This window comes from Arthrobacter sp. B055-34 (genome assembly GCF_059090425.1).
Window position 1 is genome coordinate 265,269 of the sequence record NZ_JBNHFQ010000005.1, and the last position, 20,452, is coordinate 285,720.

The 20,452-nt window shown below is 59.9% G+C and carries 18 protein-coding genes, 1 tRNA gene, 1 other RNA gene and 2 pseudogenes; 7 read left to right on the forward strand and 15 right to left on the reverse strand.

Annotated features, from left to right (window positions below; genetic code table 11):
* Positions 1-34: 34 nt before the first annotated feature.
* The 9 genes from AC5RWO_RS12040 to mptB all read right to left on the reverse strand — a co-directional run bounded on the left by AC5RWO_RS12040 (position 35) and on the right by mptB (position 9,898).
* The gene (locus AC5RWO_RS12040) at positions 35-2,677 is read right to left on the reverse strand and encodes a CDP-glycerol glycerophosphotransferase family protein (protein WP_498731592.1); all 2,643 of its coding nucleotides are present in this window, start codon (positions 2,675-2,677) and stop codon (positions 35-37) included.
* Positions 2,678-2,752: 75 nt separating this feature from the next.
* The gene (locus AC5RWO_RS12045; protein WP_498731593.1) at positions 2,753-3,214 is read right to left on the reverse strand and encodes an FAD synthase family protein; all 462 of its coding nucleotides are present in this window, start codon (positions 3,212-3,214) and stop codon (positions 2,753-2,755) included.
* 91 nt (positions 3,215-3,305) lie between these two features.
* Positions 3,306-4,229, reverse strand: coding sequence for a glycosyltransferase family 2 protein (locus tag AC5RWO_RS12050; protein ID WP_498731695.1), 924 nt, complete (start codon positions 4,227-4,229; stop codon positions 3,306-3,308).
* Positions 4,230-4,234: 5 nt separating this feature from the next.
* Positions 4,235-5,059, reverse strand: a complete 825-nt coding sequence (locus tag AC5RWO_RS12055; RefSeq protein ID WP_498731594.1) for a CDP-alcohol phosphatidyltransferase family protein — start codon at positions 5,057-5,059, stop codon at positions 4,235-4,237.
* A complete protein-coding gene (locus tag AC5RWO_RS12060; RefSeq protein ID WP_498731595.1) occupies positions 5,056-6,123 on the reverse strand; it encodes a glycosyltransferase family 2 protein in 1,068 nt (355 codons plus the stop codon). Before AC5RWO_RS12060 ends, AC5RWO_RS12055 begins: the two co-directional genes overlap by 4 nt.
* Positions 6,124-6,128: 5 nt before the next feature.
* Positions 6,129-6,920, reverse strand: coding sequence for an ABC transporter ATP-binding protein (locus AC5RWO_RS12065; protein WP_498731596.1), 792 nt, complete (start codon positions 6,918-6,920; stop codon positions 6,129-6,131).
* Positions 6,904-7,752 carry an ABC transporter permease gene (locus AC5RWO_RS12070; RefSeq protein WP_498731597.1) on the reverse strand — a complete coding sequence of 283 codons (849 nt, stop codon included), beginning with the start codon at positions 7,750-7,752 and terminating at the stop codon, positions 6,904-6,906. Before AC5RWO_RS12070 ends, AC5RWO_RS12065 begins: the two co-directional genes overlap by 17 nt.
* 87 nt (positions 7,753-7,839) lie before the next feature.
* On the reverse strand, positions 7,840-8,274 hold the full coding sequence (locus AC5RWO_RS12075) for a DUF3224 domain-containing protein (protein WP_498731598.1): 435 nt from the start codon (positions 8,272-8,274) through the stop codon (positions 7,840-7,842).
* A 94-nt stretch (positions 8,275-8,368) separates the two neighbouring features.
* Positions 8,369-9,898 carry a polyprenol phosphomannose-dependent alpha 1,6 mannosyltransferase MptB gene (mptB, locus tag AC5RWO_RS12080; protein ID WP_498731599.1) on the reverse strand — a complete coding sequence of 510 codons (1,530 nt, stop codon included), beginning with the start codon at positions 9,896-9,898 and terminating at the stop codon, positions 8,369-8,371.
* Positions 9,899-10,127: 229 nt separating this feature from the next.
* Between mptB and orn the strand changes: the two genes are divergently transcribed.
* The 5 genes and pseudogenes from orn to def all read left to right on the forward strand — a co-directional run bounded on the left by orn (position 10,128) and on the right by def (position 12,072).
* On the forward strand, positions 10,128-10,742 hold the full coding sequence (gene orn / locus AC5RWO_RS12085; protein WP_498731600.1) for an oligoribonuclease: 615 nt from the start codon (positions 10,128-10,130) through the stop codon (positions 10,740-10,742).
* 174 nt (positions 10,743-10,916) lie between these two features.
* Positions 10,917-10,989 (forward strand) — tRNA-His (locus AC5RWO_RS12090).
* A 181-nt stretch (positions 10,990-11,170) separates the two neighbouring features.
* Positions 11,171-11,305 (forward strand): annotated as a pseudogene (locus AC5RWO_RS12095) (acyl-CoA dehydrogenase family protein); the annotation flags it as partial.
* Positions 11,263-11,445 (forward strand): annotated as a pseudogene (locus AC5RWO_RS12100) (acyl-CoA dehydrogenase family protein); the annotation flags it as partial. The pseudogenes AC5RWO_RS12095 and AC5RWO_RS12100, both read left to right, overlap by 43 nt.
* A 54-nt stretch (positions 11,446-11,499) precedes the next feature.
* Complete coding sequence (def, locus tag AC5RWO_RS12105; protein ID WP_498731696.1) at positions 11,500-12,072, forward strand: peptide deformylase; 573 nt, start codon at positions 11,500-11,502, stop codon at positions 12,070-12,072.
* Between the two features lie 27 nt (positions 12,073-12,099).
* Here the strand turns inward: def and AC5RWO_RS12110 are convergent, their stop codons facing one another.
* The 4 genes from AC5RWO_RS12110 to rnpB form a co-directional block, all read right to left on the reverse strand.
* Positions 12,100-13,440 (reverse strand): glycosyltransferase family 2 protein, encoded by a 1,341-nt coding sequence (locus tag AC5RWO_RS12110; protein WP_498731601.1) that lies wholly within the window; start codon positions 13,438-13,440, stop codon positions 12,100-12,102.
* Between the two features lie 130 nt (positions 13,441-13,570).
* Positions 13,571-13,780, reverse strand: a complete 210-nt coding sequence (locus AC5RWO_RS12115; protein WP_074702090.1) for a hypothetical protein — start codon at positions 13,778-13,780, stop codon at positions 13,571-13,573.
* Positions 13,781-13,902: 122 nt separating this feature from the next.
* Positions 13,903-15,378 (reverse strand): glyceraldehyde-3-phosphate dehydrogenase, encoded by a 1,476-nt coding sequence (locus AC5RWO_RS12120; protein ID WP_498731602.1) that lies wholly within the window; start codon positions 15,376-15,378, stop codon positions 13,903-13,905.
* 224 nt (positions 15,379-15,602) lie between these two features.
* Positions 15,603-15,990: RNase P RNA component class A (gene rnpB / locus AC5RWO_RS12125), an RNA gene on the reverse strand.
* A 69-nt stretch (positions 15,991-16,059) separates the two neighbouring features.
* On the opposite strand from rnpB, the gene AC5RWO_RS12130 reads away from it, so the two are divergent.
* On the forward strand, positions 16,060-16,833 hold the full coding sequence (locus AC5RWO_RS12130; protein WP_498731603.1) for a YaaA family protein: 774 nt from the start codon (positions 16,060-16,062) through the stop codon (positions 16,831-16,833).
* 4 nt (positions 16,834-16,837) lie between these two features.
* Complete coding sequence (locus tag AC5RWO_RS12135; RefSeq protein ID WP_498731604.1) at positions 16,838-18,613, forward strand: accessory Sec system protein Asp2; 1,776 nt, start codon at positions 16,838-16,840, stop codon at positions 18,611-18,613.
* A gap of 19 nt (positions 18,614-18,632) precedes the next feature.
* Here AC5RWO_RS12135 and AC5RWO_RS12140 read toward each other — a convergent pair whose 3' ends face one another.
* Entirely contained in the window at positions 18,633-19,373 is a 741-nt protein-coding gene (locus AC5RWO_RS12140; protein ID WP_498731605.1) for a zinc ribbon domain-containing protein, read from the reverse strand.
* A gap of 83 nt (positions 19,374-19,456) precedes the next feature.
* Complete coding sequence (locus tag AC5RWO_RS12145) at positions 19,457-20,371, reverse strand: Nif3-like dinuclear metal center hexameric protein (protein ID WP_498731606.1); 915 nt, start codon at positions 20,369-20,371, stop codon at positions 19,457-19,459.
* Positions 20,372-20,452: the final 81 nt, after the last annotated feature.

Sequence of the window (20,452 nt, forward strand, 5' to 3'; positions counted from 1 at the left end):
TTTCAGGAGGAACATATACACTGACCACAATCTGCTACGGCGCGGGAGTCTGCATTGTCTCCGACCTGGCCGATGACGGCTTCTTTCCGTCTGGATCGCTTCCGGCACCAATTGCCGCATAGAACATCTCTATAGCGTCGTTATTGTATGACTCCAGATCGAATTTCGAAGCCGGGACCTTACCGTCAAGGAAGTCCTGCATTCCGCGCGCCAAGGCCTTGGCCGAACGTTCGACAACCAAACCCGTTCCCGGAGGAACAGCACTGGCGACTGAACCAAAAGCGGTAGTAACAATGGGAAGCCCCAGAATCTTGGCTTCAAGGATAACCATGGGCTGCCCTTCGTAATCGCTAGACATAACGAAGCAGTCGGCCGCCGCCATCAGCCCGTAGGGATTCTGCTGCTGTCCGGCAAAAGCAACAGCTTCGGAGACACCGAACCCTGCTGCTACAGATTCTAGTTCCCTTAGTAAGGGACCGTTGCCTATCAGGAGGAGCCGGGTATCCGGGTTCGCTAAGTGAATCCTGCTAAAGGCTTCAATCAGCCTTGCATGATTTTTTTCAGGAGAAAGCCGCCCAACACTTACAAAAGTCTTCCCGGAAAAACCAGTCGGGAAAAACTCCTCCAACCAGGCTTGACGGGTGGCTTCTGCCGCAATATCTGCGGCTTTAAACTTACTTCTGAGAGAAACAACCAAGTCGGGAAGGTCTGTTCCAACCAGTAAATCGTCGGCGGACGCGAAAACGTCGACCGGCTGGTAAACCGGGGAGGTCATAGTATGGATCTTTTTGCCGTTGACCGTGTTGACTGCTGATGTGAACTTCCCGGCGGGAGCATATTCAGACAGATGCTCCTGATTCAGGCGGCTTAGTTCGCCGGATACGGACACTAGTTTATCGAAGTGCTTATAAGTTGAAAACACTGCTTCCAGGTTCGTCTTAAGCGGCCTGTCTCCGTTAATCTCCCTTTCCGCGTCGGATTTCAAGTCATTATGCAACCAGACACTATGTTGTTTGGCTTTACCCCTCAGTAGCAGATATGTCCAGAACGGCCCATAACCGCTGAAATCAACAATGTAGTCAAATTCGCTGTCCCCGAAACAGCGATACCATTCATCATCCCAAATAGGCTGTGGGGAGTTCATAAAATCAAGGTCTCGGGGAATACCTTCCCTAAGCATTGCACGGTATTTTTGCCGTTCCTTGAAACCCACATTCGGATAGCCCTGTCGAGGAAAAAGGCGCACATTTTTGTTGACCTGATCAGCATTAGCCATTTTAGTCGCATTTCGGCTGTATGAATAAAGTGCCGAGACGTCGAACCGGTCATGGTCGATACTATCTAGGAGGTTCAACACTGATGTCGTTATTCCGTTGGAAGCCATTCCTCCTAAATAGATTAGAACTCGCTCCCTGCCGTCTCTGTGATCTGTGAGTAGATCCTCGCTGTCACTGCGACCATGAAACACAGCGTTGATGAGTCTGGCCGTTGACTCCCCGTCTTCACGTGAGACATAGATTTCACGTGCGGCCGCATAACGCTGCATAACTTCATTTGATGTATCTGACGTAACGTCACCATACTGTTGAATGGCGGCGGCAAGCTCGTCAACAGTCGTGGAAACAGGGCCGGGCAGCTCCCGCGGTTCCGTATACAAGCCGCGGTCTGCTTCATAGCGGTTCAGGTCCGGAATATGGAAGAGTACCGGACGACCAGTCGCTAGGAAATCGTAAAAGATACTCGAATAATCCGTCACCAAGATATCGGTGAGGCCTAGAACAGCGTTTGTCGGTACGTCATTAGGGACTAGATACCCGAACAGATCGCTATTTTCGACTGCCGCTTTGTAAACAACTTGGTGAATCTTCAGTAGTACCCGGTAACGTGTGGGATCGATCAGCCTTTCAAGCTCTACAATCGTGCGATGCAATGCAGCTGCGTCATTGGAAGGTTCATAGAAAGAGTCACCCTTCCACGTGGGAGCATAAAGAATGATTTCGCGGCCATCGTCGTGTATGCCGTGCCGGGAAAGGTCCTCAAATAGCCGCGACCGCTCGCTGGAAGAAAGATTCTGCCGATCGATTCTTGGATATCCGGTTTCAAGAATCGTCCCGCGATACAGATTAGCCAGCTTATATCCATGAAGATACATCTGTGTTGTCATGAAGTTATTCGCAGACACAAGAAAATCTGCTTGGACAAAATTTCGGAGAATATTCCTCGTGTCCGGGCCGCCGTTTTCAACGTCGTATCCCATTTTCTTCAACGGCGTACCGTGCCACGTATTGACATACGTCTGACCTGGCCGCTTAGAAAACTGCCAAGGGAAGGTCGCGTTGTTAAAAAGATATTCGGAAGTGGCCAGCGCTTCGAAATACTCAGTCGAGCCGTATCGAACGAAGCGCACACGCCGATTACCAGAATATTCCCGCACAGTGGCTGCATAATCGTCCAGCGAAGAAAGTACCCATATATGCTTCAGATGCAGGAAATCTGGATGATCGAGCAGCGAACGGAATATCGCCTCCGGATTGCAAAGCATACCGTTGCCAGAGAAGGACTCATATAGCACTGTCCCGCTTCGAATAGGCTGCTTACGCGCTCTGGCATGGAGCTCCGATGACAGAACTTTTTTTGCCTTGCCAACGAGCTGGTCGATAGTGGCTGACTTCTTCAATATTTCCTCCGAGGATCAATGAGGTCCTCTAGTTCGCTTCGTGCATGGTGCACTGTTGGGCCGCGACGGCTACAACTAGCTCAGCTCTTTGACAATTTGGCTGATGCTGTCGAGTGTTCGCTTTAGCTCTTCAACGTGGCGCTCGTCAAATGCACTCAATACCCGTTTCATTTCTGTCGTGGATATTCCGGAAGTACGCGGTAGATAGACAACTTCTACCTTGTCTTGCAGGTCGTCGAATTTTCCCTTCCAATCTTCGCCGATACCAAAAACATCAACCCCGTATTTTTCTATGTCTTCGCGTTTCTGGCTCCATCTGTCTTCTGGAATAGCCTCACTGACGTAGCGGATAGAACGCACGATCTCAATTCGCTGATCAAAAGGAACAACGGGCTTCTTGCCCTTCACCGCGTTGAATTCGTCAGTAGAAACACCCACGATCAGGCGATCACCAAGCTCACTGAGGCGCTGCAGTATCTTTAAGTGGCCGATGTGAAACAGGTCGAACGTTCCATACGTTATGACCGTCTTGCCCATGTCTAAACCTCAAACCTTGACTTCATCTCTAATTTATCTGAATGCCATCTTAGCCAACAATGCTTAGCACTCCTCCCAGAGTGCGGCTGGGTCAGATCACGGGCCAGCGGCCCGCGGCCCCCATCCGGAAAATCGTGGACCATCTGAGTTTCCGACGCTCTTCGTTCGGGCCCCACGGATTTTGCTGCCAACCCGATCGCCAGCCAGCGAACCATGGCTTGAGCTGCTCCGGTTGCCTTCGGGAGCGCGCGACCTGCACCAAGGTCCAGGAGGCGACGTAAATCCAGCTGAAGGGCCAGTGCAGGTTCCTGCGTGCCAACCAGACTCGGTTCCGTGCGTTAAGCCGGAAAAACTCCTCATGCCGCCGGGGATCGATCACCGGATGCCCGGCGCGGAGGTCGCCGGCATACCAAGTCCGGAAACCGGTGTCCCAGACACGCCACGCGAACTCGATACCTTCATGGGCGTACCAGAATGTCGCAGGCCAACCGTTGATCCGGTCAAAAACCTCCCGGCGCATGACGATGGCCATCTCGACAACCGAGAATACGTTGCTGGACTTGGTATCTTCACCTTTGTTCAAACGCGGAATCCACCGCTGGGGCGCATCGGGATTGGCAGGATCTTCAATGCGGGGCTGGATCATGCCAATGTCCGGCTGGCTCCGAAAGAGCTGGGCGGCTTTCCACAGGAAGTGCTCGTCCGGCAGCCAGGCATCGTCGTCAAGGAAGAACAGATACTCGCCCGTTACGTGCGGCACCCCAGCATTACGCCCGGCAGGAATGCCCAGGTTCTCTTCCAGATGAAGCGGCTTGAATCCTGTGGGTATCCCCTCCGGCCGCCAGCCGTTGCCTACCACCACAACATCGAGCGAAACGCCTTGCTGTGCCTGCAGCGAGGCGAACCCACGCTGCAGGTCATCCGGGCGCGTTCCCTGAGTCAGGATTACGACGCCGAAGGTCGGCGACGCTGTGGACTCATCTCCCGCCGTCGTTCTCTCTTTGGTGCCTGCCATGGGGCTCACTTCCGCAGCCTTGGCGAGGCCATGATGGCGACGAAATGGCCTAGATTCACAAAAATCACTCCGGGTACGAGGATGTAGAGCAGCCAGCGCTCCCCCAGTACCGGCTGTGCGGCGACGAGGGACACGATCGAGGCCGCCAGGATGAGCAGGCTCATCTCCACCGAGTGCAGCACCCGGTGGAACGGCAGGAACCGTGCCAGCCGGCGCAGGTGCCCGACGAAGCTGGCGGAAGGCACGGCCTTCGCGTCCGCGGTGTCCGGCAGCTTCTCCATCCCGGCCAAGGCACGTGAGGCGTGGACCATCTCGTTCTGGGCTTTATTCAGAACGATCCCCAGTGCCAAGACAGCGCCGAGGAAAAGGTGCAGGTAGGCGACGCCCGGATTCGTTTGCAGCAGGCCGAGGTTTCCGAGGCAGCGCAGGCCGAGGGCCAACGGGATCAGGCCCTCGGTGGTGTAGTGGCCGATCTTGTCAAGGAAGATACCCTTGGGGCTCTGCGTTCCGCGCCAGCGGGCGACTTCGCCGTCGCTGCAGTCGAAATAGAGCTGGAGCTGGGAAAAGAAGACCGCAAGCAAGGGTCCCCAGACCCCGGGGATCAGGAGCGATGCGGAAATGGCCCAGCCGGACAGAATCATCAGGCCGGTGACGCCGTTAGCCGAGATCGGCGTGCGCACCAGCGCGCTGGTCAGGTAGATCGAGATGTGGCGCAGGTACAGTTCCGCGGTCCAGTGCTCGGCGTTCTTGCGGCTGCGCACCTCCGGAGGTTGGGCGACGGCGCGCAACTGCTCGAGGGTGGGCCGGGCGGGACGCTCGGTGCGGTTCATGACTTCCTCCTGCTGGTGTCCACGGTGCCGCGGGCGCCCAGGATCCGGCCGCGGATGTAGCCCAGGCCCCAGCTAATGTGGATGCTGGGCAGCACAATGAGCAGTCTGAGGCGTTCGGCCATGGTCAGCCGGGCCTTGATGGTAAGCGCGGCATAAATGATGCCCAGCACGTACAGGACCGGGACGAATCCGGCCAGCAGCACCAGCACGGCGAGCCAGACCGGCCACGTGTCCGGGACTTTCGCCAGCAGGAGTACCTCGGACACGAGGCCAAGGGCGAGCCCCAGCACAAGCAGCGGCGGCAGGAAGTGCCGTATCGACTTGCCTTCCTTGTGGCGGCGGGCGAGTTCGGCACGCCAGATGCCGGCGGCGTAGAACTGCCGGATCAGCTTATTCCAGCTAGAGCGCGGCCAATAAGTGACTGTCAGTTCCGGATCGAACCAGACGGTGTATCCGGCCTGGCGCAGGCGCAGGCACATGTCCCAGTCCTGTCCGCGCCACAGTGTTTCTTCAAAAAGCCCGACGGTGTCCAATGCTTCCCGGCGGAAAATCCCCAGGTAGGCGGATTCTGCCGGCCCTTCAGGGGCTCCGCTGTGATATGCCGCGCCACCAAGGCCGAGCGGGGAATGGTAGGCCGTTGCTACCGCCCGTTGAAAGACCGTCTTCCCCTGCGCGTCCATCAGGCCGCCAACGTCGGCGGCACCAGTGCGCAGGAGGGTGGCAACTCCCCTGGCCGTGTAGTGCGGCTCCAGTTCAGTATGTGCATCCACCCGGATGATGACCGGGTACTGCGACGCCTTGATCGCGAGGTTCAGCCCGGCCGGAGTCCGGCCAGTAGGACTCGTGACCGTGCGCAGCCGCGGTTCCTCGCGCTGCAGCTGCCGGACAACGTCATTGGTCGCATCCGTGGATGGTCCCATCGCCAGGACGATCTCCTTGGGGCCCGCGTACTCCTGGTCCAGGATGCTGCGGATGGCTCCCTCTATGTGTCCGGCCTCATTAAGGATCGGCATGATGTAGGAGACACCGGGAAGGGCGCCGATCGGTGGAAGTTCAGGTGTCAAAGGCTCTACTTCTTGGTGTCCTGATACGCATCAATGACTTCCCTTGGATCGCCGTCCATCTGCAGGACGCCCTTGTTGATCCAGATGACACGGCTGCAGGTATCAAGGATGGATTTCATGGAGTGGGATACCAGGAAGACGGTACCGGCGTTCTCGCGTATCTCACGGATTCGGGCCTCGCTGCGCTTCCGGAAACGCTGATCGCCCACTGCCAGCGCCTCGTCCACGATCAGGATCTCGTGCTGCTTGGAGGCGGCGATGGCAAACTTGAGCCGGGCCTGCATGCCAGAGGAATAGGTGCGCATCGGCAGATCGATGAACTCTTCCAGTTCAGCAAACTGGACGATGTCATCCCGGAGGCCGTTGATCTCCTGCTTCGAAAAGCCGAGCGCAAGACCGCCGAGCTGGATGTTCTTTTCGCCGGAGAGATCCGGGATCAACGCTGCGCCAACGCCCAGGAGGTTAGGCCGGGACGAGGCGTAGACAGCTCCGTTGCTAGGCGGCGTGAGACCGACCAAGGTCCGCATCAAGGTGGACTTGCCGGATCCGTTGGAACCGATCACGCCGATAGATTCGTTCTCATAGGCGGTGAACGAGACTCCCTTGAGGGCATGTACCTCACGTATTCCCCCACCGCTCCGTTTGAGCAGTGAGCGTCCCGTGCCCTTGACTGGCTTGCCGCCCGCGTGGACCCGGTACTTCACGTGCAGATCATCAACGACCACTACGGGCTTCCGGCCATTAGCAGAGGCACTCGGGTTGGCCAATTCCACTCCTGATTTAGTCGACTCGGCCATAACGCTCCTCAGCAGACCAGAAGAACAGCACGCCCGCAACGAACACCACCACGGACCAAACCGAAAAGTACAGCCAGTACATCGGATCGTAATCAAGTCCAGGCATCAGCGCACCACGGGCAATGGACAGGACCTCATGGACTGGGTGGTAGTCGAACAGCGCGATCGCCCAGGGATGGTCGGCAAGTATCGTGTCGATCGAGAAGAGCACACCCGATGTGTAGAAGAGGATCCGTGTGACTAGAGGCAGCAACTGAGTCAAATCTCGGATGTGCACGGTAAGACGTGCGCCAATCAGCGCAACACCTAGGTTGAACATGGTGAAAACCGCTACCAGCGGTATCATCAGCAGCCATTCCACGGTGATGGGCGCCCCTAACACCAGAATATAGACAACCATGACGCCCAACATCGGAACCAAAGTCATTAACTGCTGGATCACGGTGGAGACGGGCAGCGTAATGCGGGGAAACGCCAGCGACTGGACCAAGGCGCCGTTGCCGGTGATGGACTTGGCACCGTTGTTCATCGAGGTGGAAAAATACTCGAACAGGAAAACACCGATGACGATGTACATCGGAAAATTTTCCGGCCTGCTGGCACCCTGCAGGATCCCAAAAATGACTCCATACAAGATCGCGTTCAGGGTCGGCTTGATGAAAATCCAGAGCATACCCAACCGGTTGCGCTGGTTCGATGCCTCGATCTTGTACTTGGCCATGGCGATAGCGAAGTCGCGGCGCCCCCAGGCGTCAGCCAGGTATCTGGGCAGTGACGGACGGGCACCGACTCGGTGGAGTCGGTTCCGGTCCGCATATTCGGCAAGGCTCATGCCAGGTAATTTCCCTTACGCGCGGAATTGTTTGGTGCGGCACCTGGCCCGGACTCGGGCCAGGCACACATACTGAGTTTAGAGGATTTAGCCGGGCAGGCCGTTTACCGGCTCTGTACGAAAGTACACACGCAGTTCCAGGCTATGCTGACCGCTTGCGTCCTGAGAGTACGTGGCCTTGCCAACGATTCCTTCCAGGTCGCCGGTGCCGGATCCGGGAATGATGTGTCCGGCGCTGGCAGCGGCTTCGCCTTCGGCGAGGCCCCAGTGCTGGATGATCATGCTTCCCTCTTTGCCGTCCACCGTACCGGTGAATACCTCGGAAGCAACGTAGCCGGCACCACGGGTGTTTCCGGCCATCAGCAGCTCTGCCCGGCTGGTGCCGGTGATCAGTCCGTCAAAGAGTTTGGTGACGCGGACCCGGCTCAGGTCGGAGTTCGAACCTTCAATTTCGTATGGTTCCGGATCCCATTCGGTGACGTCAAAATCTGCGGCAATTACTTCTTCGGCCTCACTGGTCATTGCACCAGTATCTCCGGTATTGCCGGCGGTTGCATCTTGATGCGTTCGCGCGCGGCCCTAAATCCCACCATCGGAAGGTCCACCGAAGGTCAAATCAGAACAGCCGGTTATCGGCGGGGTCTTCGTATTTCTTCCGGAAAAGCGTGCGCGTTTTGGGGTCGAAAAACACCAGATAGACGGCGAACGCGACGGCGACAAAAGCAGCCAGCAGCCGGGCAGCGCCGAGATCGAACTCGATGTACGGGAAGATATCCAGCTGGTCGGCTATGGCGTAGACCATCAGGAAGGACGTGACGGAGTACACGGTTTTTACCTGCCAGTCATTCCGGATTCCGGTCGCTGCAAAGAGCGGGAGCAGCCAGACGACATACCAGGCCTGGATCATCGGGGCGAGAAACACCACGGCGGCCAGAGCCAGAGCCAACCTGCGAACAATCCGGTCATGTTTGCCGCGGAACATCAGATAAAGCACGACGCCGACCGACGCCACCGTGCCAGCCTTATGTACCAGCCAGGTGATCAATTCGCCGTCGAGAGAGAACGCTCCTCCGATCCCGCCGAGCACGGCGCCCAGCAGCCCGATAGGTGCGTACCAGATCCAGACGCTGCCAGGAGTGCTTAAGGCGCCTACCCAGCCGAATCCGAAGCCGTTCATCAGACCGAGGATGCCCAATAGACCAAACGATAATCCGGCGGTAAGCGCCCAGAAAGCGAATTTCCTGGGCCAGCTCGCCCCGCGTCCAGCCCAGAGCAGTCCGATGAAGGGCAGGAAGATGATGGTGATCGGTTTGATGCCGATGGAGAGCGTGACCAGCAGAACACCCAGCAGCGGCTTCTTCGTCGCCGCCAGATACAGCCCGCCCAAGGCAAGGCCCAGCATCAACGCGTCATTGTGGATGCTGGCGATGAAGGTCGTCAGGAACAGTGGATTCGCGCAGGCGAGCCACAACGCACGGTTGGGGTTGATGCCGTGCAGCTCGGCCAGTTTCGGACCGTAGTAGATGCACATCGCGGCCCCCGCCAATGCGATGATGCGGAAGAAAATGATGGAGTACTCCGGATGGCCGCCTGTCAGCCAAACGACGAATTCTTCCATCCACAGAAAGATGGGTCCGTACGGAGTTGGGCTTCTGGCCCAGAGATCGTCGGCACCGGTCTGCAGATAGTTGGAAAGCTGGTCATATCCGTCAACGTACGGATTGAGGTTGTTGACCATGACTTTGCCCTGCGCAATGTAGGCATAGACATCCCGGCTGAAGAGCGGGATGCTCAGCGCCAGCGGGGCGCCCCAGGCAGCAATCGCCGTATAAGTGGCTTTGCGCGCTTCGGCCCCCCAGACAGTGAACTGCTGTCCCAGCCGCAGCCAGGAGCGGATCATCAGCATGCCACCCAGGGCGAGGAGGACAACCGAGACGACGACGCCTTCCGGTTCAATCCGCAGCCAGATCAGCAGCGGCCACCGCCGCAGGTCCGATACCGATGCCAGCCAGCCCACTCCCAGCGAGCCGAAAAACATCATGAACGAACCAACGGTCCCCTCGATAATGCTCTTCGCCGAACGCCCCGGTCCCTCTTCGCCTCCGGCAGGCGTGGAGGGATCAGTCGCGGGCATGTTGGCGGTCATCTAAATGCAGTCCAATCAATCTGGGTGTGTACGTCGTTCGCAGCCTGTGCTTGGCCACGTGGAAAATGCACGCCTCAGAACGGTCAGGCGAATGAGGGCAGCCCGGCTGGCTCGCCGCGGCGCTTGTTGTGGATTTTAGCACCGCGGACCGGACGTTTCGTTGGAGGATCCGCAGCGGCGGCCTTGTTCTCCCGGGCACCTGCCGCTGCCGACGCGGTACATTTGAGCGGTGCCTATCTCTAATGAACATATTGTCTGGATCGATTGCGAAATGACCGGACTGGACCTCGAGGCAGATGCGCTCATCGAGGTGGCAGTGCTGGTCACCGACTCGGAGCTGAACGTGCTCGGGGACGGTGTAGACGTGGTCATCAAGCCCTCCGACGAGTCCCTTACCCAGATGAATGACTTTGTCCGGGAAATGCACACCACCTCCAAGCTGCTCGATGAACTACCGCATGGCATGGCCATGGCTGAGGCAGAAGAGATAGTCATGAAGTACATCACCGCTTGGGTTCCCGAGCCCCGCAAGGCACAGCTCGCCGGCAACTCGGTGGGCACGGACCGCAACTTCCTGGCCAGGGACATGCCGAAGGTCATTGACTTCCTCCATTACCGGATCATCGACGTCTCCACGATCAAGGAACTGTCACGCCGGTGGTTCACGCGCGCATACTTCCAGTCCCCGGCCAAGAGCGGCGGGCACCGGGCCCTCGGAGACATCAAGGACTCAATCAATGAGCTCCGCTACTACCGCCAGGCAGTCTTCGTCCCCTCCCCTGGCCCCGACTCCGCCACCGCCAAGAAGATTGCTGCCGAAGTCACCCAATCGGCAATTCTCTGATCCCACCCTGGCCGTGTTAGCTGCACCACACTTTGGCCAATTCGGGCCAAAATGGCGGGAGACGGTCAAAAGCACCCCGAAAAGCATGTAGACTTATCTGCGTTGCCTTTTGTGGTTGAAGACCGGCAGGAACCGCTAGAGTGGGATCTGCCGGGAGGAACAAAGAGGCATATGGTGGGTATAGCTCAGCTGGCAGAGCGCCTGGTTGTGGTCCAGGAGGTCGCGGGTTCAAGCCCCGTTACTCACCCCGAATGAGGCTGGTGGCTTACGCCGGTAGCTTCGCAAGAAAGCCGCCTTGGAGATGATCCAGGTGGCTTTCTTCATGTTCAGCTGGTCAAGCCCGGCAGTCAGCGAACAAGGCGCTGCCCGCACAATAGCTTGAGGAGAAGACGGTTATGGAGCGCGGTCTCTGCGAAGAAGATCATGAGATGTTTCGCGAAGTAGCCGTTGAGTTCAGTTCCCGCGAAGTCCCGCCACACCACCAGCAGCGGGGCCACGAGCACATGATGGCCCGCAAGCCTTGGAACGCTGCCGGCGAGCAACGCCTTCTGGGCCTGCCCGCGCCGGAGGAGTTCCTATCACCGACCGTTGCAGGCAGTTGCACACCGGTTACGGCTACATCCCAGAACATTCTGTCGTCCCGGCTTACCTGGCCGCACGCTTGCTCTCGATCGTCCGCGGCACCAGTGAGGTCATGCGCGACGCCGTTGGCCGGGATCGCCAACTAGCATTTCGAGCTTTCGCACTGAGGAGAAGCATGCCCGTCCGTCCAGTCACCATCACCGGTGAACCCGTCCTGCACCGACGCGCCGCCGTCGTTACCGAGTTCGACGACGACCTCCGCGCTCTCGTCGAGGATATGTACGAGACGATGGATGCGGCCCACGGGGTGGGACTGGCGGCGCCGCAGATCGGTATCGGCCTGCGTCTGTTCACCTACGAGTTCGCCAACGACGACGGCGTACCGCCGCGCGGCGTGCTGATCAATCCTTCGTTGACTCTCTCGAAGATATCCGGCGCCGAACCGGACCCCGAGGAGGAAGTCGAAGGCTGCCTGTCCGTGCCGGGACTGAGCTACCCGCTCAAGCGTGCGGAATGGGCCAGGGTCCAGGGCTTCGACGTCGACGGACAGCCAATGGACTTCGAAGCCACCGGCTGGTTCGCCCGCGTTATGCAGCATGAATACGACCATCTTGACGGCAAGCTGTACATCGATCGGCTCAATGATCGCTGGGGCCGGCGCGCACGCAAGCACATCAAGAACGAGGGCTGGGCCAAAGAAGGCCTGACCTGGATGCCGGGTGTGGACCCGGATCCGTTCGGCCACTGATCCAGCAGACCTTTCGGCCCCTTCGAGCTAACTTGGTTGCTTGGTCCGCAGGTCAACGCTCAGCTTGCCGTTGACCGTAGCATAGGTGCGTAAATCGCCCGTTAGGGATGACAGCGGCAGACTTTTGTCCACGGTGACACGACGTTCCGAACCAGTGAATCCGCCTTTCGTTGCCCGGGCGTAAAAGTCTACGATCACGGGGCCGAAACCTGCCAAAGACGCACTATCCAGCCTGGCGAGGTACTTGCCGGGTTCAGTGGGAAGAGGCTCGAACTGCTGGATGCTGCACTTATTGGATCTGCGGCCGCGGATCACAAGTTCCAAGCGGTCCAGTTCTCCGGCAGGCTCCAGCGCCACTTCCATACTGATCTGATCCGACTCCCCTGACACGCTTACAGCCCTTGCCTTGGCTTGGACAAACGGTTCGGCAGCAGCCAGTCTTCGCAGCCCGTCCAGGTCGCCGGCGCGTACAAGCGCAGACCTCTGCCGGTGGGGGAAGGACAATTGCTCTTCCAGCTCCGGGGAAATGTAGCGCTGTGCGAACTTTGCGTGTTCGGACATCCAGCGCCGGGCCTGTCGGCGGTTGATCTTGCGAAAACGGTCCGGCGCGTAGAACCTCAGGCACTTACGCCGGTAGAGGTCCAGCACCAAGAGAGCGGCGCGGTCGGCATCGGGGTCACCTTCGGTGAGGATCCGCGCAATCTCGCTAACGGAGCGCGTATAGCTCTCCGGACTGGTCCGTTGCGAACTGATGTTTGCGCCGTCGTCCCTCGTCCGAAGGAAATAATAGTCGTAGTCCGCAAGCAGGGAGGTCCGCTTCGAGACCAGATAACAACGCCCCAACACCATTCCGTCTTCGAGCCTGACCATCCCTTCGGGAAATCTGATACCGTGCTGGTCCAGCATGCTTCGACGAAACATCTTCTGGGGCGAGAGGGTCCCAAGAATTTTCCTCAGGTCAACGTCCAGGTTTGACTGACTGAATAATGCTGCTTGGACACCCCTGCCGCCGAGCCCCACCATCCGCGGCACCAAAAGATCCACGTCATTGGCCACGGCATAATCCACCATCCGACGCAAAGCTTCGGGCCCCAGCAGGTCATCGGCGTCGCAAAAGAAGATATAGGGAGCCTGGCTCGCCGCGATGCCGACGTTGCGCGGTTTACCCGGCCATCCGCTGTTCCCCTGATGGATCACACGGACGTTGGAGTGGGCAGCAGCAAAAGCATCAAGCACTTCGCCACTCATGTCCGTGGAGCCGTCATCGACAGCGACGATCTCGAAGAATGCTGGATCCAGGTCCTGCGCTGCCAGGGAGTCGAGCAAGTCAGACAGATAGGGCATAGTGTTATAGACCGGTATTACCACGGCCACCTTTGCCGTCGCGGCACTGGCGCTAGGGCCGCTGTCCCCCGCCGCAACGCGTGGACCTTGCTTCTTGGCTACGGCCCGCTTGAGTCTGCGCTTAACGGCACGGAACTTATGGTGAAGCCTCAAATCAGGAATCCGTCAATCCTGACCGGTGCTCCTTCTCGCACCGCAGATAGTCTTCCTCGGCAATGTCTTTCAACCGGGTTAGCTCGTCAACGCGCTTCTGTTGGACATCCCCGCGTGCAAACGCCGACTGCGCTTCCTTGAGCAAGCGCTGGGCCTCCTTGTAGTTAGCCTGCGCCTGCTCCCATCTCGACAACTCTGTCTTTTCAGTCATGGGCCCATTCTAGGAACGGCGCCACTGTAAAAGCCATAGCGTTACGCACCTGCCGCAAATGCCGAGAGGCCGGCGGCGTATAAAACGCCGCCGGCCTCTCGATCTAACAAGGTTCCGTCAGGTCAGCTGATCGCCTCAACCACGGGTTCCTTGGCAACAACCGGGAACAGCATCGGGTGAACCCCGGCCATTTCCTCCAGGACGCGGATGACCTGGCAGCTGTAGCCGAATTCGTTGTCGTACCAGACATAGAGGACGGCGTTCTTGCCGTTGGCGATGGTTGCGAGGCCATCGACAATGCCGGCGCGGCGCGAGCCCACGAAGTCGCTCGAGACAACTTCGGGCGAGTCGATGTAGTCGATCTGCTTGTGCAGTTCGGAATCCAGCGACATACCGCGAAGGTAGGTGTTCAGTTCTTCCTTGGTGGCATCCTTTTCCAGATTCAGGTTCAGGATGGCCATCGAGACGTTCGGGGTAGGAACGCGGATGGCGTTGCCCGTCAACTTGCCTTCAAGCTCGGGCAGAGCCTTGGCGACTGCCTTGGCGGCACCGGTCTCGGTGATCACCATGTTCAGCGAAGCGGCACGGCCGCGGCGCTCACCCTTGTGGAAGTTGTCGATCAGGTTCTGGTCGTTCGTGAACGAGTGCACCGTCTCCACATGGCCGTGGACCACGCCGTACTTGTCGTTGATGGCCTTCAGCACCGGCGTGATGGCATTGGTGGTGCAGGACGCGGCCGTGACGATCTTGTCGTCGGACGTGATGTCCTTGTGGTTCACACCGTGCACAATGTTCTTCAGGCCGCCCTTGCCCGGGGCCGTCAGCACAACACGGGAAACACCCTTGCTCTTCAGGTGCTGCGACAGGCCCTCTTCATCGCGCCAGCGGCCGGTGTTGTCCACCACAATGGCGTCGTCGATGCCGTACGCGGTGTAGTCAACCGTGGACGGATCGTTGGAGTAGATCACATTGATCAGCGTGCCGTTGGCGAGGATGGTGTTCTGCTCCTCGTCCACCGAGATTGTCCCCTCGAACGGGCCGTGGACGGAGTCGCGGCGCAGCAGGCTCGCACGCTTGACGAGGTCATTCTCGGATCCCTTGCGGACTACGATGGCCCGCAGCCGCAGGCCGTGGCCGCCGCCCGAATGGCCGATCATGATCCGGGCCAGGAGGCGGCCGATGCGGCCGAAACCGTAAAGAACGACGTCGGTGCTGACGCGGGCGTCCGCTCCACGCTTACCGACGATCTCGGCCAGCTCTTCCCGCAGGAAGTCCTTCAGTTCGCTGCCGGCGGCTTCGGTCTTGAACTTGGCCAGCAAGCGGGCCAGATCGACAGAGCCGGCACCGAGGTCCAGCTCGGTCAGGGCCTGCAGCACCGGGAAAGTTTCTTCCAACGGCAGTTCAACCTCATCGATCTGCCGGGCAAACCGATGGGCCTTGAGGATGCCGACAACGGACTGGTTGATCAGGCTTCGTCCGTGGATGGATGTGACCACGTTGTTCTCGCGGTACAGGCGCCCGATCAGCGGAATCATCGTTTCGGCAAGCGCCTCGCGATTGATCCACGTATCCAGGGCCGCTTCTGACTTCTGGTTCACAGAATTACCTTCCTACATCAGCCGGACTCTCCCTCGAGACCGGTTGGAACTCGCCGCGCAATCCACGGCGACGCCTGCAACGAAGATCCGTCTACTTCGTGCAGAGCCACAACCGCCGCAAGCGGCAGCTGTGTTGAGGACTATGCCCATATCTATTCTAGAGACTCCGGAAGGGCGCTGGTTCCAGATACGTGTGAAGTCACTCACAAGCAGCTGCTCGTAGTGGGATGGGTTGGCCTTTAAGCCGGGTTCTGTCGCCGGCGGCAGTTGCCCGCCGCCGGGTAGCAATCATCCATCTAGGGGCACCGTTGCCGATGCCCTCAAGCGGCCTACCCGGGCACTCGGGCGAGCAGCCCTCGAACGTACCCTGTATGGCCTTGCTCCGAGTGGGGTTTACCTAGCTCTCCCGGTCACCCGGGACACTGGTGGTCTCTTACACCACCTTTTCACCCTTACCAGATCCCGCCCATAGGCGGTCCTGGCGGTTTGTTTTCTGTGGCACTGGCCTGCGGGTTACCCCGAGTGGGCGTTACCCACCACTCTGCTCTGCGGAGCCCGGACTTTCCTCGGCAGCAGGTTTGCACCTGCCAACGCGATCGCCCAGCCAACCCATCCAGTTCCAAGGATACAGTCCGCGGCACGACGCGCGGACACCTCCGGCGGAATCTGTAAGCTCGTAGGGTGCTGATTCTGCTTCCTCCCTCCGAAGGTAAAACCGCCGCCGCCAAGGGCCATCCGTTCGAGCTCTCGGAACTGCATTTTCCGGAGCTGAATCCAGCCCGCGAAGAAGTACTGAACGCCCTGGCCCATGTCAGTTCGCAACCGGATGCGCTGGTCAGTCTCGGCGTCGGTGCGTCGCTGGCCGCCGAAGTGGAACGCAACACACGCCTGCACAACGAGCCGTCGGCCGCCGCCCATACCGTCTATTCGGGCGTCCTTTACGACGCTCTGGGCTACCGCACCATGACCCCGGCGCAGAAGCGCAAGGCCGACGCCGCCGTCGTTATTGTCTCTGCCTTGTGGGGAGCCATCGGCTTCCCGGACTTCATTCCTGCCTACCGGCTCTCCATGTCGGTGGGCCTGCCCGAAACAGGGAAGCTCGCCAGCTACTGGAAGAAGCAGTTGCCCGCGGCGCTGGACGCTCATGCGGACGGGCATCTGCTGGTGGACTGCCGCTCCAGCAGCTATGCAGCAGCTTGGTCGCCTGCTGCCGACAGGACGGTAGTGGTCAACGTTTTCCAGGAGCGCAACGGCAAGCGGACCGTCGTCTCCCACTTTGCCAAGCACACCCGGGGCGAGCTCGCCCGCCATTTGCTCACCCGCCGGGGCAAGGCGCCGGAAACCCCGGCCAACCTGCTCAAGGCCGCGCAGGAGAAATGGCAGGCGGAGCTGGTGGCAGGAGCCGGGCGCAAGTCGCACGCGCTGAACATCATCCTGCCGGAATCGGCGGGGTAGCAGGTTGACCGTTCAAGAACTGGAATTCAGGCACGGCAAAAGTACCGTTCTGTACAAGCGGCGCAAGGCGAAGCTGGACCGCAGGCATTTGATCGTGATGTTTGCGGGAATTCGCCCCATTGACTCGTACGAGTTCGATGGCCGGGCTTCCCGCAACAGCCAGTCGCACTGGCTATGGATCAAAGACAAATTCCACGGCCAGTTCGCCTACTACCTCTGCCACGGCATGGACTTCTCCATCGAAGATGCCATCGTCAAACTCATCGAGGCGGAGCTGGATCGGCTGGGACTGACGAAGGACCAGTGCACGCTGGCGGGCTTTTCCAAAGGTGGATTCGCGGCTCTCTATCTGGGCATCAAGTACGGTTTCAAGAATATTCTCGCCAGCGCTCCGCAGCTATTTATCGGCTCCCATGCCCGACGGCATCGGCCCGTCATTTTTGATCATATGACTGTGGAGGGTTCTACCCGGGAGCAGCAGATTCTCGACGGACTCCTCCCGGAGGCGATCGCGGCGGATGCCGGCAAGGATAGAAACATCTATCTCTTCAGTTCGCCCGAAGACCAGTTCCATGCCGAACAGATTGTTCCGGGCCTTCCATTGTTCTCCGACTACGCGAATTTCAACTACGTCGAAACCCATTCCGATCTGGTGAACGAGCATTCGGACGTCACGCGGTACAACCTGCCGCTGATCCTGTCCACGTTGTACGCTTTGGCCGAGAACGTTCCGCCGCGTTTCGGCGTGGTCCGCAACGGCCAGCGTTTGGCTCCTGACCTGGCTGCCGGGACACTCGCTGATCAACAGGCCGCGGGAGAAGTGGTGGCCAATCTCGTGTCCTGCCGGACTGGGCCCGGCCGTCTGTTTCCGGCCGGCGTCGCCTTCCCCAAAGGGCACGGCGTCGGCCACCCTGCCGCAGCGCCCGCCCAACTCGTGCTGACTGGTGCTGCCGGTTCTTTTCCCTACCCATTGGAACGAATGGGCAACCGCAGTCTCTACTTCAAATACTTTGAGGATGCGTTCGCCGACTACCGGTACGGGCAGTTCCGCACCCCCGCGGATGCCGGAATCGACGTCAGCGGGCTGCCGGAAGGGTTCTACCACCTCGAGCTGGAAATGGACTCCGAAGACGGTCCGGTCAGGGTCCCGTTGACTGCCGCCGAACAGCTGGAGGCCGAGGTGAACTGCGGCCAGCATCTGGTCCGCTTGCGCTCGGATAACGCGGGTAGCCGGGTGGACAAGAGAGCGATTACGAGCCCGACGACGGCCCAATCTGACGTCGCCCTGAACCGGACGTGGGTGCGGGGAAACCTTTTGCACGTCGAAGGCCCGTTTGCCGTGCGGGGTGTGGAAATGCCTGATTGGAGTTCTGGGCTCTACTACCTGCTGCTTTCGGACAGCGCCAGGACCTATTCCTTCAGCCTCGGTACCGGACGCATCCAAGTGCCCACCGATCCTTTTGGCGACGGATTGAGCGACTACACCCATGCTTATTTCGCCACTGAGGACTTCGCGGGCATAGACACCTCGCAGCTCTCCGCCGGAGATTACCGATTAGCCGTCTCCCTTAGCGCTGCCGGAGTCATTGCCACTAGCCACGCGCTAGCCACGCTCCGCATCCGGGCCACGTCAGAGGGCGGCCGGACCGTTACCGTGGAGCGCCCCCACTCTTCGACACGCGCGCACATTCCGGCGGTCGCGGCGGGAGGAAGGATCGTCCGGTCCTTGCGGCGCAGGGCCCGACGACGGATGGCGGCCAGGGGCGGGAGATTCAGTTAGGTTTTGCCCTCCAGCCGGTTTAGCTGGCCCACTCTGTGGAGCGGACCAGGATGCAGCCGGAATCGGGGCAGAAGACAATGTCGTCCTCGGCGGCCTTCTTGATATCGGCTAGGTCGCCCGGGCTGAGCTGCATGCCGGAACCTTCCGACTTGCCGTGGAAGAGCCTGGCTGCGCCCACGCCCCGCTGGGCGCGGGTCTTCTCATAGAGCGCCAGCAAGGCCGGCTCGAAGGTGCCGGCCAGCTCGGCGCGCTCGGCGGCTACGGCTGCACGCTCGGAGGCGATGGCGGCCAGGTCCGCGTCCCGGGTCTTCTCCAAAGCGGCCAGTTCCTCCCGCAGGGAATCATGGGACTTCTGATGGTCGGCCTGCCGCTCACGGGCGGCTTCGAGCCGCTCCATCACCTCGAGTTCGACGTCTTCAAGATCCGAACGCCGCTTGTTCAGCGACACGAGTTCGCTCTGCAGGGCGGAAAGATCCTTGGGTGATCCGGATCCGCTGTCCAGCCGCTTCTGGTCCCGGTCGATCCGCGTCTGGACCATTTCCACGTCCGTCTCGGCCCGTTGGAGTTCGCGCTGCGTGTCGCCAACCTCGGTGTTGATCGTGACAAGTTCCGAATCGGCAGTGGCCAGCTTCTCCAACAAGGCATCGATGTCCGCGTTCTTGGCCACGCTGGCGCTGCGGCGGTCCAACTGGGTTACCTTGCTGTCCAGTGCCTGGAGGTCGAGCAGCCGCAACTGCTCCGATGCTGGTGCTTTCGCCATGAAAATCCTCCGGATCCTGCCCGGCCCCTGCGGCCCGGCGTGCCTTCTAGCCTATCCTTTGCGTCCACCGCCCCGGCACGGGATCAAGACCCGGGCGTCAGAATGAAATCCCACGGATCGGTGTTGATGCCGCTGACGCTGACCTCAACGTTGTATCCCTGGTCCGTAAGCACGTTGTCCAGCGCATCGGCCGCCGGTGTGAGCCATAGCCACTCGCTGCCGAAATGCGAGACGTCGATCAGGTAGGGCCGCCCGTCGACCGCACCCTCACGAGCTTCCGACGCCGGGTGGTGGCGCAGGTCAGCGGTGACGTATACATCGGCCAGTGCCGCCCGGACAGCGTCGAAGAGCGAGTCCCCGGCGCCGCCGCACACCGCCACGGTGCGGACAATGCCGTCCTTGTCCCCTGCCACCTTCACTCCCCCGGCTACCGCCGGCAGCATGCTGAACACAGTGGCGGCGAATTCGCCCAGCGTCGTCCCGTCGGCCAGTTCCCCGACCCGCCCGATGCCTTCCTCGGGCAGGCCGTTTTCGGCGGCGGCCAGCGGCCGGACATCGCGCAGGCCCATGGCGTCGGCCAGGACATCGGAAACCCCGCCCACGGCGCTGTCGCCGTTGGTATGTACGGTCACCAGCGCGCAGCCGCCCTCGATCAGGCGGTGGATGGCGTCACCTTTGAAGTGCGAGGTCGCTACCGAGTTCACCGGCTTGAGCAGCAGCGGGTGGTGAGTGACCAGCAGGTCCGCGTCCCAGGCCAGTGCTTCGGCGATCACGTCCGCCGTGGGATCCACCGCGAAGAGGATGCGTTTTACCTCTGCCGAAGGCCTGCCCACCACGGGGCCAACAGCATCCCACGGCTCGGAGAGCGATTCGGGCCACAGCTCTTCGATGGCCAGCAGCACGTCGCCAAGAATCGGGGTCCCACCCGCTTCCGGCGCAGGCTCGCTGGACGTGTCTCCGGCGTCCTGCTTGGTCTCGGGCTGCTCATCGTCGTTCATACGTCCTTTTCTACCCCATCGGCCGGTTCGAGTGCGCGTTTTTGTCGTGACGTGGAACACATTGGGAATCTTGGCAGCCCG

Coding starts and splice junctions, on each gene's coding strand:
- AC5RWO_RS12075 (WP_498731598.1), bottom strand. CDS start 8,274: ATGACCAGTGAGGCCGAAGAAGTAATTGCCGCAGATTTTGACGTCACC.
- AC5RWO_RS12140 (WP_498731605.1), bottom strand. CDS start 19,373: ATGGCGAAAGCACCAGCATCGGAGCAGTTGCGGCTGCTCGACCTCCAG.
- AC5RWO_RS12055 (WP_498731594.1), bottom strand. CDS start 5,059: ATGAACCGCACCGAGCGTCCCGCCCGGCCCACCCTCGAGCAGTTGCGC.
- AC5RWO_RS12050 (WP_498731695.1), bottom strand. CDS start 4,229: ATGGCAGGCACCAAAGAGAGAACGACGGCGGGAGATGAGTCCACAGCG.
- mptB (WP_498731599.1), bottom strand. CDS start 9,898: ATGACCGCCAACATGCCCGCGACTGATCCCTCCACGCCTGCCGGAGGC.
- AC5RWO_RS12145 (WP_498731606.1), bottom strand. CDS start 20,371: ATGAACGACGATGAGCAGCCCGAGACCAAGCAGGACGCCGGAGACACG.
- AC5RWO_RS12045 (WP_498731593.1), bottom strand. CDS start 3,214: ATGGGCAAGACGGTCATAACGTATGGAACGTTCGACCTGTTTCACATC.
- def (WP_498731696.1), top strand. CDS start 11,500: ATGCCCGTCCGTCCAGTCACCATCACCGGTGAACCCGTCCTGCACCGA.
- AC5RWO_RS12070 (WP_498731597.1), bottom strand. CDS start 7,752: ATGAGCCTTGCCGAATATGCGGACCGGAACCGACTCCACCGAGTCGGT.
- AC5RWO_RS12115 (WP_074702090.1), bottom strand. CDS start 13,780: ATGACTGAAAAGACAGAGTTGTCGAGATGGGAGCAGGCGCAGGCTAAC.
- AC5RWO_RS12065 (WP_498731596.1), bottom strand. CDS start 6,920: ATGGCCGAGTCGACTAAATCAGGAGTGGAATTGGCCAACCCGAGTGCC.